The organism is Herbiconiux sp. 11R-BC (assembly GCF_049472555.1).
Lineage (GTDB): Bacteria > Actinomycetota > Actinomycetes > Actinomycetales > Microbacteriaceae > Herbiconiux.
This window is the reverse complement of sequence record NZ_JBCEBO010000003.1, coordinates 274574-286891: the sequence shown is the minus strand read 5'-3', so window position 1 is coordinate 286891 and position 12318 is coordinate 274574. Positions and strand designations below refer to the sequence as shown.

General features: G+C 68.6%; 15 protein-coding genes and 1 pseudogene. 9 read left to right on the top strand and 7 right to left on the bottom strand.

Going from position 1 to position 12318, the window contains the following annotated elements:
- Positions 1 to 11: 11 nt before the first annotated feature.
- Positions 12 to 143: a hypothetical protein gene (locus VD659_RS09880; RefSeq protein ID WP_423260917.1), complete on the bottom strand. Its 132-nt coding sequence runs from the start codon at positions 141 to 143 to the stop codon at positions 12 to 14.
- Between VD659_RS09880 and VD659_RS09875 the strand changes: the two genes are divergently transcribed.
- A complete protein-coding gene (locus VD659_RS09875; RefSeq protein ID WP_423260916.1) occupies positions 142 to 1173 on the top strand; it encodes a VOC family protein in 1032 nt (343 codons plus the stop codon). The genes VD659_RS09880 and VD659_RS09875 overlap by 2 nt on opposite strands.
- 223 nt (positions 1174 to 1396) lie before the next feature.
- On the opposite strand, the pseudogene glpK reads toward VD659_RS09875, so the two are convergent.
- A pseudogene (gene glpK, locus VD659_RS09870) lies at positions 1397 to 2912 on the bottom strand (glycerol kinase GlpK).
- A gap of 98 nt (positions 2913 to 3010) precedes the next feature.
- Positions 3011 to 3781 carry an MIP/aquaporin family protein gene (locus VD659_RS09865; protein ID WP_423260915.1) on the bottom strand — a complete coding sequence of 257 codons (771 nt, stop codon included), beginning with the start codon at positions 3779 to 3781 and terminating at the stop codon, positions 3011 to 3013.
- 223 nt (positions 3782 to 4004) lie between these two features.
- On the opposite strand from VD659_RS09865, the gene dhaK reads away from it, so the two are divergent.
- The 3 genes from dhaK to dhaM are packed head-to-tail and all read left to right on the top strand — an operon-like array spanning position 4005 to position 6385.
- Positions 4005 to 5006: a dihydroxyacetone kinase subunit DhaK gene (dhaK, locus tag VD659_RS09860; protein WP_137835503.1), complete on the top strand. Its 1002-nt coding sequence runs from the start codon at positions 4005 to 4007 to the stop codon at positions 5004 to 5006.
- Between the two features lie 4 nt (positions 5007 to 5010).
- Entirely contained in the window at positions 5011 to 5649 is a 639-nt protein-coding gene (gene dhaL, locus VD659_RS09855; protein WP_423260914.1) for a dihydroxyacetone kinase subunit DhaL, read from the top strand.
- Between the two features lies 1 nt (position 5650).
- On the top strand, positions 5651 to 6385 hold the full coding sequence (dhaM, locus tag VD659_RS09850) for a dihydroxyacetone kinase phosphoryl donor subunit DhaM (protein ID WP_423260913.1): 735 nt from the start codon (positions 5651 to 5653) through the stop codon (positions 6383 to 6385).
- Between the two features lie 41 nt (positions 6386 to 6426).
- On the opposite strand, the gene VD659_RS09845 is transcribed toward dhaM, so the two are convergent.
- From VD659_RS09845 to VD659_RS09835, 3 genes are read right to left on the bottom strand one after another with little or no spacing between them, the layout of a single operon-like run.
- On the bottom strand, positions 6427 to 6864 hold the full coding sequence (locus VD659_RS09845; protein ID WP_423260912.1) for a nitroreductase family deazaflavin-dependent oxidoreductase: 438 nt from the start codon (positions 6862 to 6864) through the stop codon (positions 6427 to 6429).
- Between the two features lie 54 nt (positions 6865 to 6918).
- Positions 6919 to 8499 (bottom strand): MDR family MFS transporter, encoded by a 1581-nt coding sequence (locus tag VD659_RS09840; protein ID WP_423260911.1) that lies wholly within the window; start codon positions 8497 to 8499, stop codon positions 6919 to 6921.
- Positions 8496 to 9134 carry a TetR/AcrR family transcriptional regulator gene (locus tag VD659_RS09835; RefSeq protein WP_423260910.1) on the bottom strand — a complete coding sequence of 213 codons (639 nt, stop codon included), beginning with the start codon at positions 9132 to 9134 and terminating at the stop codon, positions 8496 to 8498. The genes VD659_RS09840 and VD659_RS09835 overlap by 4 nt, the downstream gene beginning before the upstream one ends.
- Before the next feature lie 130 nt (positions 9135 to 9264).
- Between VD659_RS09835 and VD659_RS09830 the strand changes: the two genes are divergently transcribed.
- From VD659_RS09830 to VD659_RS09810, 5 genes are all read left to right on the top strand, one after another.
- The gene (locus VD659_RS09830; protein ID WP_423260909.1) at positions 9265 to 9621 is read left to right on the top strand and encodes a hypothetical protein; all 357 of its coding nucleotides are present in this window, start codon (positions 9265 to 9267) and stop codon (positions 9619 to 9621) included.
- A 27-nt stretch (positions 9622 to 9648) separates the two neighbouring features.
- A complete protein-coding gene (locus VD659_RS09825) occupies positions 9649 to 10428 on the top strand; it encodes an SDR family oxidoreductase (protein WP_423260908.1) in 780 nt (259 codons plus the stop codon).
- Between the two features lie 37 nt (positions 10429 to 10465).
- Positions 10466 to 10822, top strand: a complete 357-nt coding sequence (locus tag VD659_RS09820; RefSeq protein ID WP_423260907.1) for an iron chaperone — start codon at positions 10466 to 10468, stop codon at positions 10820 to 10822.
- Positions 10819 to 11589, top strand: coding sequence for a hypothetical protein (locus tag VD659_RS09815; protein ID WP_423260906.1), 771 nt, complete (start codon positions 10819 to 10821; stop codon positions 11587 to 11589). The genes VD659_RS09820 and VD659_RS09815 overlap by 4 nt, the downstream gene beginning before the upstream one ends.
- A gap of 86 nt (positions 11590 to 11675) precedes the next feature.
- Positions 11676 to 11798: a hypothetical protein gene (locus tag VD659_RS09810; RefSeq protein WP_423260905.1), complete on the top strand. Its 123-nt coding sequence runs from the start codon at positions 11676 to 11678 to the stop codon at positions 11796 to 11798.
- A gap of 22 nt (positions 11799 to 11820) precedes the next feature.
- Here the strand turns inward: VD659_RS09810 and VD659_RS09805 are convergent, their stop codons facing one another.
- Positions 11821 to 12162 carry an ATP-dependent DNA ligase gene (locus VD659_RS09805; RefSeq protein WP_423260904.1) on the bottom strand — a complete coding sequence of 114 codons (342 nt, stop codon included), beginning with the start codon at positions 12160 to 12162 and terminating at the stop codon, positions 11821 to 11823.
- Positions 12163 to 12318: the final 156 nt, after the last annotated feature.

Genomic DNA, 12318 nt, shown 5'->3' with positions numbered 1-12318 from the left:
GCGAGGAAGTGCTACACGGTGCCGGCGGCCCGGCGGCCGTGCGCGCAGGCGATGAGCTCGGCGAGATCGACGCCGTGCCGCTCCGCGAAGGCCGCCCACACCTTCTCGACCAGCTCGGACGAGTAGACGAGCGTCCCGTCCATGTCGAAGACGACGGCATCGGCCAGGATCTCGCGCTGTTCGTTCGCCTCCCCATCCTGTCAGGCCTATTGCCCGCGCTCAGCCGGCCTGCGGCTGGCTGAGCGCTCGTTGCTCGCGCCGCCGCTTCTGCGGCGCGACGCGACACGTTCGGTCGAGGTCGCTATCGCAGACTCGGCCTCACCCTGGGTCGTCGAACGCGGCCCGCGGCCTTCAATTCTCGTGCCGGATGGGTTGGGATGGGACGTGACGGAAGGGATGACGATGGGTGACACGCAGAGGACATATCCGCAAGGCGTGAGCTGCTGGATCGATACGGAGCAAGGGGCCCCGGCGCCGGCGGCAGCATTCTATGGGGGGCTGTTCGGGTGGACGTTCGACAACGCGATGCCGGCGGACGCCCCGGGCGTGTACCTCATCGCCCAGCTCGACGGGCTCGACGTGGCGGCAATCAGGTCGGGCGCAACCGGGTCGGTGACAGCCTGGAACACCTATTTCACCATCGACGACGTGGACGCCTTCGTGCCCGAGGTGGTGCGGGCCGGGGGTCTCGTGCTCTCCGGTCCCGACGACGCCGGCCCGGCGGCCGCACCGCAGCCTGCCGCGACTCGCAGGGCGCGGAGCTCCGCCTCTGGCGCCGGCGACCTCCCCACGGCGAAGGAGTTCTACGAGCGGCTTTTCCACTGGAAATACCTCGACCTCGGCGAGAGCGTCGAGGCGATGACAGCGGTCGACGGCTACGGCCGCCACCTTCAGAGCACGGTCGACCCCGGCATCTACGAGCGCCAAGCCGGCGCACCGGAGGGCTTCGCCGACGTCATCGGCACCGTGCAGTCCACCACCGGCTCCGAGCAGCCTCACTGGGAGGTGGTGATCAGCGTGGCCTCGCGCGTCGAGAGCGTGGAGCGCGCCCAGGAGCTGGGCGCGACCCTGCTGAGCACGGAGGACACGCCCTGGACGGACTTGGCGCGGATCGAGGACCCGCAGGGGGCCACCCTCGCGTTGAGTGAGTTTCGCGAGCCTGGCGACAGTTAACCAAAAATCACCCACGAGAGGGAGAGCTGCGGGCCGCGCTCAGACAACCCAAAGTGTGTGCGAGGCCGCGTGAGCGACCTCACCCGAACATGTCGCCTCGCGCCACAGAAACGGCGGCGCGAGCAGAAAGGGCTCGCCCAGCCGAAGGCCGGGCGAGCCCGAAGGGTGCGGGGCCGTACGCCTGTCGAGGCAACCCTCAACAGGCGATAACCCCACGGGCCCGCTAGTTGACGTCGTCGTCGACCCAGTCGAAGGTCTTGGTGACGGCTTTCTTCCAGTTGCGGAGCTGGCGTTCGCGTTCTTCGGTGCTCATGTTCGGGGTCCAGCGGGAGTCTTCCTGCCAGTTCGCGCGGAGTTCGTCGAGGTTGGCCCAGAAGCCGACCGCGAGGCCGGCCGCGTAGGCGGCGCCGAGCGCGGTGGTCTCCGCGACCACGGGACGCACGACCGGGACGCCGAGGATGTCGGCTTGGAACTGCATGAGCGTGTTGTTCGCGATCATGCCGCCATCGACCTTGAGTTCGGTGAGGTCGACTCCGGAGTCGGCGTTGACGGCGTCGAGGACCTCGCGGGTCTGGAACGCGGTCGCTTCGAGGGCGGCGCGGGCGATGTGGCCCTTGTTCACGTAGCGGGTCAGTCCCACGAGGGCGCCGCGGGCATCCGATCGCCAGTAGGGGGCGAACAGGCCCGAGAACGCGGGCACGAAGTACGCGCCGCCGTTGTCCTCGACGGTCTTGGCGAGTTCTTCGACCTCGGGGGCGGAGTTGATGATGCCGAGGTTGTCGCGGAGCCATTGGATCAGCGARCCGGTGACCGCGATCGAGCCCTCGAGCGCGTAGTGCGCGGGAGCGTCGCCGAGTTTGTAGCCGAGGGTGGTGAGGAGGCCGTTCTTGGAGTGGACGATCTCGGTGTCGGTGTTGAAGATCAGGAAGTTGCCGGTGCCGTAGGTGTTCTTCGACTCGCCCGCGTCGAACGCGGCCTGACCGAAGGTCGCCGCCTGCTGGTCACCCAGAATGCCCGACACCGGAACCTCACGCAGCARSGAGGAGTCGTGSACCGTTCCGTAGACCTCSGASGASSWCCTGATCTCCGGGNAGCATCGACTTGGGCACATTGAACGCCTCGAGGATGTCGTCGCGCCASYGGAGGGTCTCGAGGTCCATGAAGAGCGTGCGGGAGGCGTTCGTGACATCCGTSGCGTGCACGCCGCCRTCSRCGCCGCCGGTGAGGTTCCASAGMACCCAGCTGTCGGTSGTGCCGAASAWSAGGTCTCCGGCYTCGGCGGCCTCGCGGGCGCCCTCGACGTTCTCGAGGATCCAGACGATCTTCGTGCCCGAGAAGTAGGTCGCCAGCGGCAGACCGACGATCTGCTTGAACCGCTCCACGCCACCGTCGGCCGCGAGGCGGTCGACGATCGACTGGGTGCGCGTGTCCTGCCAGACGATCGCGTTGTAGACCGGCTCACCGGTGTTCTTGTTCCACACCACCGCGGTCTCGCGCTGGTTCGTGATTCCCACGGCCTTCACGTTGTGGCGGGTGATGTTGGCTTTCGACAGCGCCTGGCCGATGACCTCGCGCGTGTTGTCCCAGATCTCCTTCGGGTCGTGCTCGACCCAGCCCGCTTTGGGGAAGATCTGCTCGTGCTCCTTCTGGCCGCTCGCGACGATCGATCCCGAGTGATCGAAGATGATCGCTCTCGTGCTCGTCGTTCCCTGGTCGATGGCGATGATGTAGTCCGTCATGGCAACTCCTTCGTTATGAGACGGTCGTGATACGTGCGAAAGCTGCGTGCTCGAAAGAGCAGGGGGCCGATCCAGACTCTGGACCGGCCCCCTGTGTATCAGGTGAGGATGGGGAGGAGCGGGATGGCCAGCAGGCCGGCCAGGACGCCGCCGATGATCGGGCCCACGACAGGCACCCAGGAGTAGGACCAGTCGGACGAGCCCTTGCCCTTGATCGGGAGCACGAAGTGCGCGATCCGCGGGCCGAGGTCACGGGCCGGGTTGATCGCGTACCCCGTCGGGCCACCGAGCGAGGCGCCGATGCCGATCACGAGCAGCGCCACCGGCAGAGCACCCAGGGCCGCGAGACCCCCGTCGCCCTGACGACCRCCACCGAAACCGATCACCACGAACACCAGCACGAAGGTGCCCACGATCTCGGTCACGAGGTTCCAGCCGTAGGAACGGATCGCCGGCCCGGTCGAGAACACACCSAGCTTGTTCGCCGGCTCCGGCTCCTGGTCGAAGTGCTGCTTGTARGCCAGCCACACGAMCACCGCGCCGATGAACGCACCGATCAGCTGCGCACCGATGTAGGCGATGACGGTGAGGAAGTTCACATCCACCGGCGTCGCCGCCGACCCGAAGCTCTTCGCACCGTTCGCCACGAGACCCAGCGTCACTGCCGGGTTGAGGTGGGCGCCCGAGGCGTAAGCGACGATGACACCGGCGAAGACCGCGAGGCCCCAGCCGATGTTCACCATCAGGAATCCGCCGTTGAAGCCCTTGGTGCGGATGAGCGCCACGTTGGCGACCACACCRCARCCGAGGAGCACGAGCAKCGCTGTGCCCACCAGCTCCGATAAGAAGTCGATACCGAGATTGTCCACGATGACCTTCCTTCGCACCGTTCGGTCACCCGCTGTGACCCCCGTGGTGATCGGGTGTGTGCCAACGATATCCCCAGGGACTTGCCAGGGATAACCCCCCATTTCCTCGGTGTCAGGACCAAGGGCCTACCGGATCGCTCGCCCGACGGCGTAGATTTGCTCTGGATGGCCAGGTGCTGGCTCCCGTCGCGGGCGACGAACGTCCGATCGAAGGGATTTTTCAATGAAGAAGCTCATCAACGACCCGAAGAACGTGGTCGACGAGGCCGTGGTCGGGTTCGAAGCCGCCCATGGCGACATCGTCACCGTGTCGCACGACCCGATCTACATCGTTCGCAAAGACGCTCCGATCGCCGGCAAGGTCGGCATCGTCTCCGGCGGCGGCAGCGGCCACGAACCCCTCCACGGCGGCTTCGTCGGCTACGGGATGCTCGACGCCGCGGTTCCCGGCCCGGTGTTCACCTCGCCGACGCCCGACCCCATCCTCGCGGCGACCAAGGCGGTCGACGGCGGTGCGGGTGTGCTCCACATCGTGAAGAACTACACCGGAGATGTGCTCAATTTCGAGACCGCGGCCGACCTGGCCACCGCCGACGACATCGAGGTGCGCACCGTCATCGTCGACGACGACGTGGCCGTGAAGGACTCGCTCTACACGGCCGGCCGTCGCGGCGTGGCGGGCACGGTCTTCGTCGAGAAGATCGCGGGCGCCGCCGCCGAGCGTGGGGACGACCTGGATGCCGTGGTCGCGGTGGCCGAGAAGGTCAACGCCAACGTGCGCACCATGGGCGTGGCCCTCACGCCGTGCGTCGTTCCGCACGCCGGAGAGCCGAGCTTCGAGCTGGCCGACGACGAGATCGAGATCGGCATCGGCATCCACGGCGAGCCCGGGCGCGAGCGCATCAAGCTCGAGCCCGCGGATGCGATCGTCGACCGCCTGCTGGGACCGATCCTCGAAGACCTGCCCTTCGCATCCGGCGACAAGGTGGCGCTGATGGTGAACGGCATGGGCGGAACGCCCCAGGTCGAGCTCTACATCGTGTTCCGCCACGCCGCCCAGGTGCTGGCAGACAAGGGCATCGAGGTCACGCGCTCGCTCGTGGGCAACTTCGTGACCTCGCTCGAGATGCAGGGTGTCTCGATCAGCGTGCTGAAGCTCGACGACGAGCTGACCGCGCTGTACGACGCTCCGGTTCAGACAGCGGCTCTCCGCTGGGGAAGGTAGACGAATGAGTTTGGGCATCACCTGGACGACGGACTGGATCAGGGAGAGCGCACGCGTCGTCTCCGAGCATCGGGTCGAACTGGTCACTCTCGACCGCGCGATCGGCGACGGCGACCATGGCGAGAACCTCGATCGGGGCTACACGGCCGTCATGGCCAAGCTCGGCGACCTTCCGCCGGATGCCGTTCCGGGTGATGCCCTCAAGCTCGTGGCCACCACGCTCATCTCGACCGTGGGCGGCGCCTCCGGCCCCCTGCTCGGCACGGCCTACCTCAAGGCCGCCGGCGCCGTGGGCAAGGAGCCCGAGCTCGACGGCGACGCCATCGTGGCGCTGCTGACGGCGGCCCGCGACGGCATCGTGCTGCGCGGCAAGGCCGAATCGGGCGACAAGACCATGATCGACGCCTGGACTCCGGCGGTGGAGGCCGCCGCCGCCGCGAACGCGGAGGGCAAGAGCGAGGCCGAGATCCTGGATGCCGCCGCGACCGCGGCGGAGGCGGGCGCCGTGGCCACTGAGCCGCTGGTGGCCCGTAAGGGCCGAGCGAGCTACCTGGGGGAGCGGGCCATCGGTCACCGCGACCCGGGGGCGCAGTCGTCGTCGCTCATCATCCGCGCGGCGGCCGACGCCGCGAAGGGCGCCTGAGGTGGGTGGCACGGCCGGCAAGGTCGGGCTCGTCTTCGTCTCGCACAGCTCGCTGATCGCCGACGGGCTCGTGCAGCTCGCCGCGCAGATGGCGGGACGCACGACGCTCGTGGCCGCCGGCGGTACCGACGACGGTGGCATCGGCACGAGCTTCGACAAGGTCAGCGCGGCGATCAGCGAGGCCGACTCGGGCTCGGGCGTCGTGGTTCTGTGCGACCTGGGTTCGGCGATCCTCACCGCCGAGACCGCGCTCGACTTCCTCGACGACGAGGTGAGGGCGCGGGTGCGCATCGCCGACGCCCCGCTCGTGGAGGGCGGTGTCGCCGCAGCGGTGGCGGCCGAGTCGGGGGCGGAGCTCGACGCCGTGGTGGCGGCCGCGCAGACGGCCAACGGCGACAACCCCGAGCTCGTCGTCCCCGGGGCCGACGCCGGAGCGCCGGTCGACGCGGCTGGTGCACCCGACGTGGGAGATGCCCCCCGAACGCCGTCGCGCACGGTCACGATCGTGAACAAGGACGGCCTGCACGCGCGCCCCGCCGCCGAGTTCGTGAAGCTCGCCAGCACCTTCCCGGTGAAGGTGACGGTGAACGGGAAAGACGCCAAGAGCCTGCTCGGCATCATGTCGATGGGGCTCGTGAAGGGCGCCACCGTGGAGCTCGCGAGCGCCGACCCGGCCGGCGCCGAGGCCGTCGACGCGCTGGCCGCGCTGATCGAGTCGGGGTTCGGCGAGGTCTGAGCACCTGGTGCGGGCTCAGCCCCCGCCGGTCGCCTCGACGATCAGTCGCGGCGGGTGAGCACGAAGAGCGGGATCTCGCGCTCGGTCTTCTCCTGGTACTCGGCGTAGGGCGGGTAGGCCGCGACGGCACGCTCCCACCAGAGCGCCTTCTCCTCGCCCGTGACCTCGCGAGCGGTGTAGTCGTGCTTCTCCGGGCCGTCCTGCAGCTCGACGTGGGGCTCGGCCACGATGTTGAAGTACCAGACCGGATGCTTGGGAGCGCCGCCGAGGGAGGCCACGACCGCGTAGTCGCCGTCGTGCTCGACCCGCATGAGCGGCGTCTTGCGGATCTTGCCCGACTTGGCGCCGAGGGTCGTGAGGATGATCACCGGCATCCCGCGCAGGGTGGTGCCGGCGGTGCCGCCGGAGCCCTCGTACTCCTCGACCTGCTTGAGCGCCCAGTCGGCGGTTCCCGGTTCGTATTCTCCTGACAACGGCATAGTGGTACCCGTCCTTTCGGTCGGGTACCACTATTCCACTCGGAGCGGATGGACTCAGACGGTCTCGAGCGACTCCGGCAGGATGTCGCGCTCGATCGTCGTGGCCAGCGGCTTCTCCTTCACGAAGACGAGCAGCACGACCGCCACGAGAACGAGCGGGACCATGTACAGGAACACCGGGGTGAGGGCGTCGTTGTAGGCGCCCACGATGATGTTGCGCACCGCGTCGGGGAGAGCGTTGACGGCGGCCGGGGTGAAGGAGTTCGAACCACCGGCGACGGAGCCCGCCGAGGCCGGCATCCGCTCGGCGAGCAGTGAGGTGAGCTTCGATACGAACAGGCTGCCGACGATCGCCGTGCCGAGCGACGCGCCGATCTGGCGGAAGTAGTTGTTCGACGCCGTCGCCGTGCCGACCTCCGAGACCGGGAACGAGTTCTGCACGATCAGGATGAGGATCTGCATGCTCATGCCGAGGCCGATGCCCATCACGGCGAGGAAGCAGCAGAGGATCCACACCGGCAGGGCGGGGGTCATCGTGGAGAGCAGCAGCAGGGCCACCCCGACGACTGCGGTGCCGATGATCGGCAGGACCCTGTAGCGGCCGGTACGGCTCACGATCTGCCCGGAGACGATCGAGGTGACCAGCAAGGCGGCCATCAGCGGGATCATCAGGAGCCCCGCATCCGTGGCGTTCACGCCCGTCACCATCTGCAGATACGTCGGCAGGTAGGCCAGGGCCCCGAACATCGCGATGCCGATGATGAGACCGGCGCCTGTGGTGAGCAGGAAGTTGCGGTCGCGGAACAGGTGCAGCGGCATGATCGGCTCGGCGGCGCGGCGCTCGGTCATCACGAAGAGCACGCCCGCCAGCACGGTGCCGGCGATGAGGCCCAGGATGACGGGGGAGTTCCAGTCGTAGGTGGTGCCGCCCCAAGTGGTGAGGAGCACGAGGCAGGTCGAGGCGATGGCGAGCAGGCCCATTCCGGCCACATCGAGGCGCGGCTTGCGCTGTGCGCCCTTCGGCAGGCGCAGGAACGCGACGGCCGAGACGATCGCGAGCAGGCCGAGCGGGATGTTCATCCAGAAGGCCCAGCGCCAGCCGATGCTGTCGGTGAACCAGCCGCCGAGCAGCGGGCCCGCGACGGAGGACAGCGCGAACACACCGCCCATGATGCCCATGTACTTGCCGCGCTCCCGCGCCGGCACGACGTCGGCGATGATCGCCTGCGACAGGATCATGAGTCCGCCACCCCCGAGACCCTGCACCGCGCGGCCGAGGATGAGCCAGGTCATGTCGGGCGCGAGGCCTCCGACGACCGAGCCGATCATGAACAGGCCGATGGCGCCGATGAACAGGCCCTTGCGGCCGATGAGGTCGCCGAGCTTGCCGTAGATGGGGAGGGTGATGGTGGAGGCGAGCACGTACGCCGTGGTGACCCAGAGCATGTGGTCGACGCCGTTGAGCTCGCCCACGATGGTGGGGAGGGCCGTGCCGAAGATGGTCTGGTCGAGGGATGCGAGCAGCATCGTGACCATGAGGCCCGCGAACACGAGCAGGATGTTGCGCCTGGAGGCAGGCGCGCTGGAGGACGCCGGGGCGGTGGTGCGCGCGCCGGCGGAGACGGTGGTGGTCATTGGAGTCTTTCGATTACCTCTCTGACGAGTGCGACGGCGCGCGACTCGAGTACTTCGGTGGAGCCTGATGATTCGTTTCCGGCAGCGACCCAGCTCTTCACCGTGGACATGACGGCGGCGCCGCACAGAGCGAGCGTCGCCTCCACCCACGGGGACGCGGGGCCGGTGGCCGAGTTCTGGGGAACGTCTTCTTCGCCGGCGAAAGCGCGAAGGGCGGTCGTCAGCTGTTCGCTCATCGCGCGCATCCGGGTGAGATGGCGCTCGAGCAACTGCGGGTTCTTGCGCACCAGCGCCACCCGCGCGGCGCGCAACTCGGAGTCGTCCATCGCAACTCCCCACACCTCGAAAAGCAGCGCGACCGTCGCCTCGACGAGGGGGCGGTGGGCGTTGGATGCCCGGAAGGCGGTAATGCGCTCGGGGGAGAGCTCGACGCCGTGGAGGCCGACGATCGCGTCCTCCTTGCTGTCGTAGTAGTTGAAGAAGGTGCGCGGCGAGATCTCCGCCGCAGCACTGATGGCGTCGATCGTCACGCTCTCGAGACCGTTCGCCAGGGCGAGGTCGAGAGCGGCGCGCTCGATGCGCTCGCGCGTCTCGCGTCGCTTGCGATCTCGTAGTCCAAGGGTCTCCGTGGTCATGGATATATTATTGCGCATTCTGCAATGTTGCGCAAGTGCAAGAGTGCAGTTATGCAATCCTGCAGTAATGCAATCCGCGGGAATCGGAGAGACGTCACCCGGAGGCGGAGATCCGTGCGAAAATCGAATCATGGCCAGTGCAGCAACGAAATGCCCCGTGTGCGGCAAAAGCGTCTCGATCGGACTGGTCTCGCAGACGGTGCTCCAGCATGACAACAAGAACAGTGAGCAGTGCGCCGGTTCGGGCAAGATGCCGGCTGTCGCCGCGCCTCGGGCCGCGGCTGCGCCACGCAGCCCGCGTGCCGCCGCGGCGAAGTCCTCGAGTCCCACCACGAAGGGGAGCCTGAGCGTTCGCCGCGTCGAGGTCGACCCGGAGGTGCTGCGGGAGCGCAACGAGCGCGCCGAGCGGCTCCGGATCGAGCGTGCCGAAGCGGCCAGGGCCCGCAACGAGGTGCACGTCTCGTACTACGACGAACCCGGCGTCTAGAGCGCCTCCAGCAGGGAGCAGCCGACGATGGATCAGGGACTGCGCGGCAAGACCGTCGTCGTGACCGGGGCGAGCAAGGGCATCGGGCTCGCGATCGTCACGGCGTTCGTGGCCGAGGGTGCCCTCGTGGTGGCCGGCGCCCGCTCCTCGAGCCCCGAGCTCGATGCTCTCGTCGCCGGGGGCGGCGTGCGCTTCGTCTCGGCTGATCTCTCGACGCCGGAGGGACCGGATGCGCTGATCGCGGCTGCCGGCCCCGTGGTCGACGTGCTGGTGAACAACGTCGGCGCCGCCAAGACGCGCGTCGGCGGCTTCCTCTCGGTGACCGACGAGGAATGGTCGCGATCGCTCACCCTCAACCTCCTCGCCGCCGTGCGGACCACCCGCGCCGTGCTGCCCGGGATGCTCGCGGCGGGCGGCGGCGCCATCGTCACAGTCGCCTCGGTGAACGCCGTGCTGCCCGACCCGGCCGTCATCGACTACAGCGCGAGCAAGGCCGGACTGCTCAACTTCGTGAAGGCGGTGTCGAAGGAGTTCGGCTCCCGGGGCATCCGTTCGAACAGCGTCAGCCCGGGACCGGTGGAGACCGAGCTGTGGCTCGGCGCCGGGGGAGTCGCCGACACCGTCTCGAAGGCGGGCGGCGGCCGGCCCGAGGACGTGGCGGCGGCCGCGGTGGCGGGCACCGCGACGGGCCGCTTCACGCGACCCGACGAGGTCGCCGACGTGGTGGTGTTCCTGGCGGGGTCTCGCGCGGCGAACCTCACCGGCACCGACGTGACGATCGACGGCGGGCTGATCCCCACACTCTGAGTCTCGGTGCGGAGCGAACGGGAGGCGGGAAGCGGGCATGGCGCAGAAGCAGGTCGACTCGGTCGACGAGTACATCGCCGGGTTTCCGGCCGAGGTGCGGCCGGTGCTCTCCCGGGTGCGCGAGATCGTGACCACGACAGCTCCCACGGCGGTCGAGTCGATCGGGTACAACATGCCCGCCTACTCCGTGGCGAGCCGCTCACTCGTCTACTTCGCGGGCTGGAAGACCCACCTGGCTCTGTATGCGATCCCGGCGTTCGACGGCGAGCTCGAGGCGGAGCTCGCGCCGTACCGGGCCTCGAAGGACACGGTGAAGTTCTCCTACCGCGCGCCCTTGCCCGAAGACCTCGTGCGCCGGGTCGTCGCCGAGCTCGTCGTGCAGCGGGGCGTGTGAACGCGTCCGGACCTCGGCGCATCGGCTCGCCGTACCTCGACACCGCGCACAACCGGCGACTCGCCGAGTCGGTCGCCGCCGCCGTTCCGGCCGTCATGGCCGACTACGCGGAGCCGTTCCTCGACGGCGGTGCGGTCGCGCTGCGGATGATGCACGAGCATCCGGGCGCCGTGTTCTCGTTGAGCAGCCCCAACGCCGAGGTGATCGCCACCTGGGAGGCAGCGCGCGCCGACGTCGAGGGGGTGATCGACGCCGTCGGGCGGCTCGCCGCCGCTCACTCTCCCAGCGCCTTCGCAGCGCTGCGGGACCAGGACCCGGATGCGGTGAGCCGGCTTCCGATCGCTGAGCGCGCCGCCCGTTTCGTGTACCTGCGCGGCACGGCGCAACCGCATCCGCTCGGCGGGCCGCTGCAGGAGTTCTCCGGCGCGCGCTACGGGCGCGAGACGGTCGCCTTCGACGAGGCGAAGCTCCGGGAGTTCGGCCGGCTGCTCGGAGAACGCGAGGTGCGGCTCGCGGTGCGGCCGCTCTTCGCTGCGCTGCCCGGCATCCGCGACGACGATCTCGTGTACCTCGATGCACCCGAGCCGCCGCCTCCCGCCCTCACACGCGAGCTTCGGAGTTTTGTGTCGACCGTGACGGCGAAGGGGGCTTTCGTGCTCGCCGCGCGCGCATCCGCCGGTCTGGCGGTCATCGCGGGCGTGGACGGGGGTGAGCCGGTGTGGGGGAATCCTCTCGCCGTGCGGGCGGTGAGACCTGTTCGGGCGTAGGTTCGAGGGCACGCGCCGGAGCTCTGCCGGGAGCTGAGCGCGAGAAGAGAGGTGGTGGGCCGGTGCAGGTATGGATCGTTCTCGACTTGACCGAGGGGCACCCCGACGTGCTCGGCGTCTTCCAGACTCAGGAGGCGGCGATGCAGGCGGTGGAGCGCACGACGGCGTGGGGCTACAGCGTCGAACCGTGGACCGTCGAGGCCGCCTGAACCGCCGGCCGGATTCTCAGGGTCACCAACGGGCCTGAGTGGCGGCGGTGCCCAGGTCGACCTCGGCATCGGAGGGTTCGTCCATCAGGCGCAGATCTCCCTCGTTCGCGGAGCCCATCATCAGCTTGAGCCACGCGCGGTTCAGCGACGGGGGGCGGTTGCCGTAGAAGTGGAAGTGCACCATCGCGGAGGGGCTCAGCCAGACCGAGTGGCGGCCGCTGCCCGAGTCGGCGTCGACCTGCCACGAGAACGAGAAGGACTCGTTGCGCCGGAGCTTCGAGAAGATCGCGATCTTGAGGTGCGCCAGCGTGCGGTCTTCGATCTCGACTTCGACGCCGTTGTTGCCGTAGATGAACTTTCCCACGTCGTGGCCCCCTCGGCTGTGGGGCCCGACGGAGTCGTCGGGTAGCCCGCTCGCATTTCACTAGACAATCTAGCAATACTTCGGGGCACCAAAGAGCAGATGGGGCCAGCATGGAGCGTGCCTGCCGTGTTCAGGATATCGCTGGGCGGGGGGCTT

Excerpts from the sequence above, each read along its gene's own strand:
- dhaL (WP_423260914.1), top strand. The coding sequence starts at position 5,011 with ATGAGTTTGGGCATCACCTGGACGACGGACTGGATCAGGGAGAGCGCA.
- VD659_RS09875 (WP_423260916.1), top strand. The coding sequence starts at position 142 with ATGTCGAAGACGACGGCATCGGCCAGGATCTCGCGCTGTTCGTTCGCC.
- VD659_RS09820 (WP_423260907.1), top strand. The coding sequence starts at position 10,466 with ATGGCGCAGAAGCAGGTCGACTCGGTCGACGAGTACATCGCCGGGTTT.
- VD659_RS09845 (WP_423260912.1), bottom strand. The coding sequence starts at position 6,864 with ATGCCGTTGTCAGGAGAATACGAACCGGGAACCGCCGACTGGGCGCTC.
- dhaK (WP_137835503.1), top strand. The coding sequence starts at position 4,005 with ATGAAGAAGCTCATCAACGACCCGAAGAACGTGGTCGACGAGGCCGTG.
- VD659_RS09830 (WP_423260909.1), top strand. The coding sequence starts at position 9,265 with ATGGCCAGTGCAGCAACGAAATGCCCCGTGTGCGGCAAAAGCGTCTCG.
- VD659_RS09880 (WP_423260917.1), bottom strand. The coding sequence starts at position 143 with ATGGACGGGACGCTCGTCTACTCGTCCGAGCTGGTCGAGAAGGTGTGG.
- VD659_RS09825 (WP_423260908.1), top strand. The coding sequence starts at position 9,649 with ATGGATCAGGGACTGCGCGGCAAGACCGTCGTCGTGACCGGGGCGAGC.
- VD659_RS09840 (WP_423260911.1), bottom strand. The coding sequence starts at position 8,499 with ATGACCACCACCGTCTCCGCCGGCGCGCGCACCACCGCCCCGGCGTCC.
- VD659_RS09835 (WP_423260910.1), bottom strand. The coding sequence starts at position 9,134 with ATGACCACGGAGACCCTTGGACTACGAGATCGCAAGCGACGCGAGACG.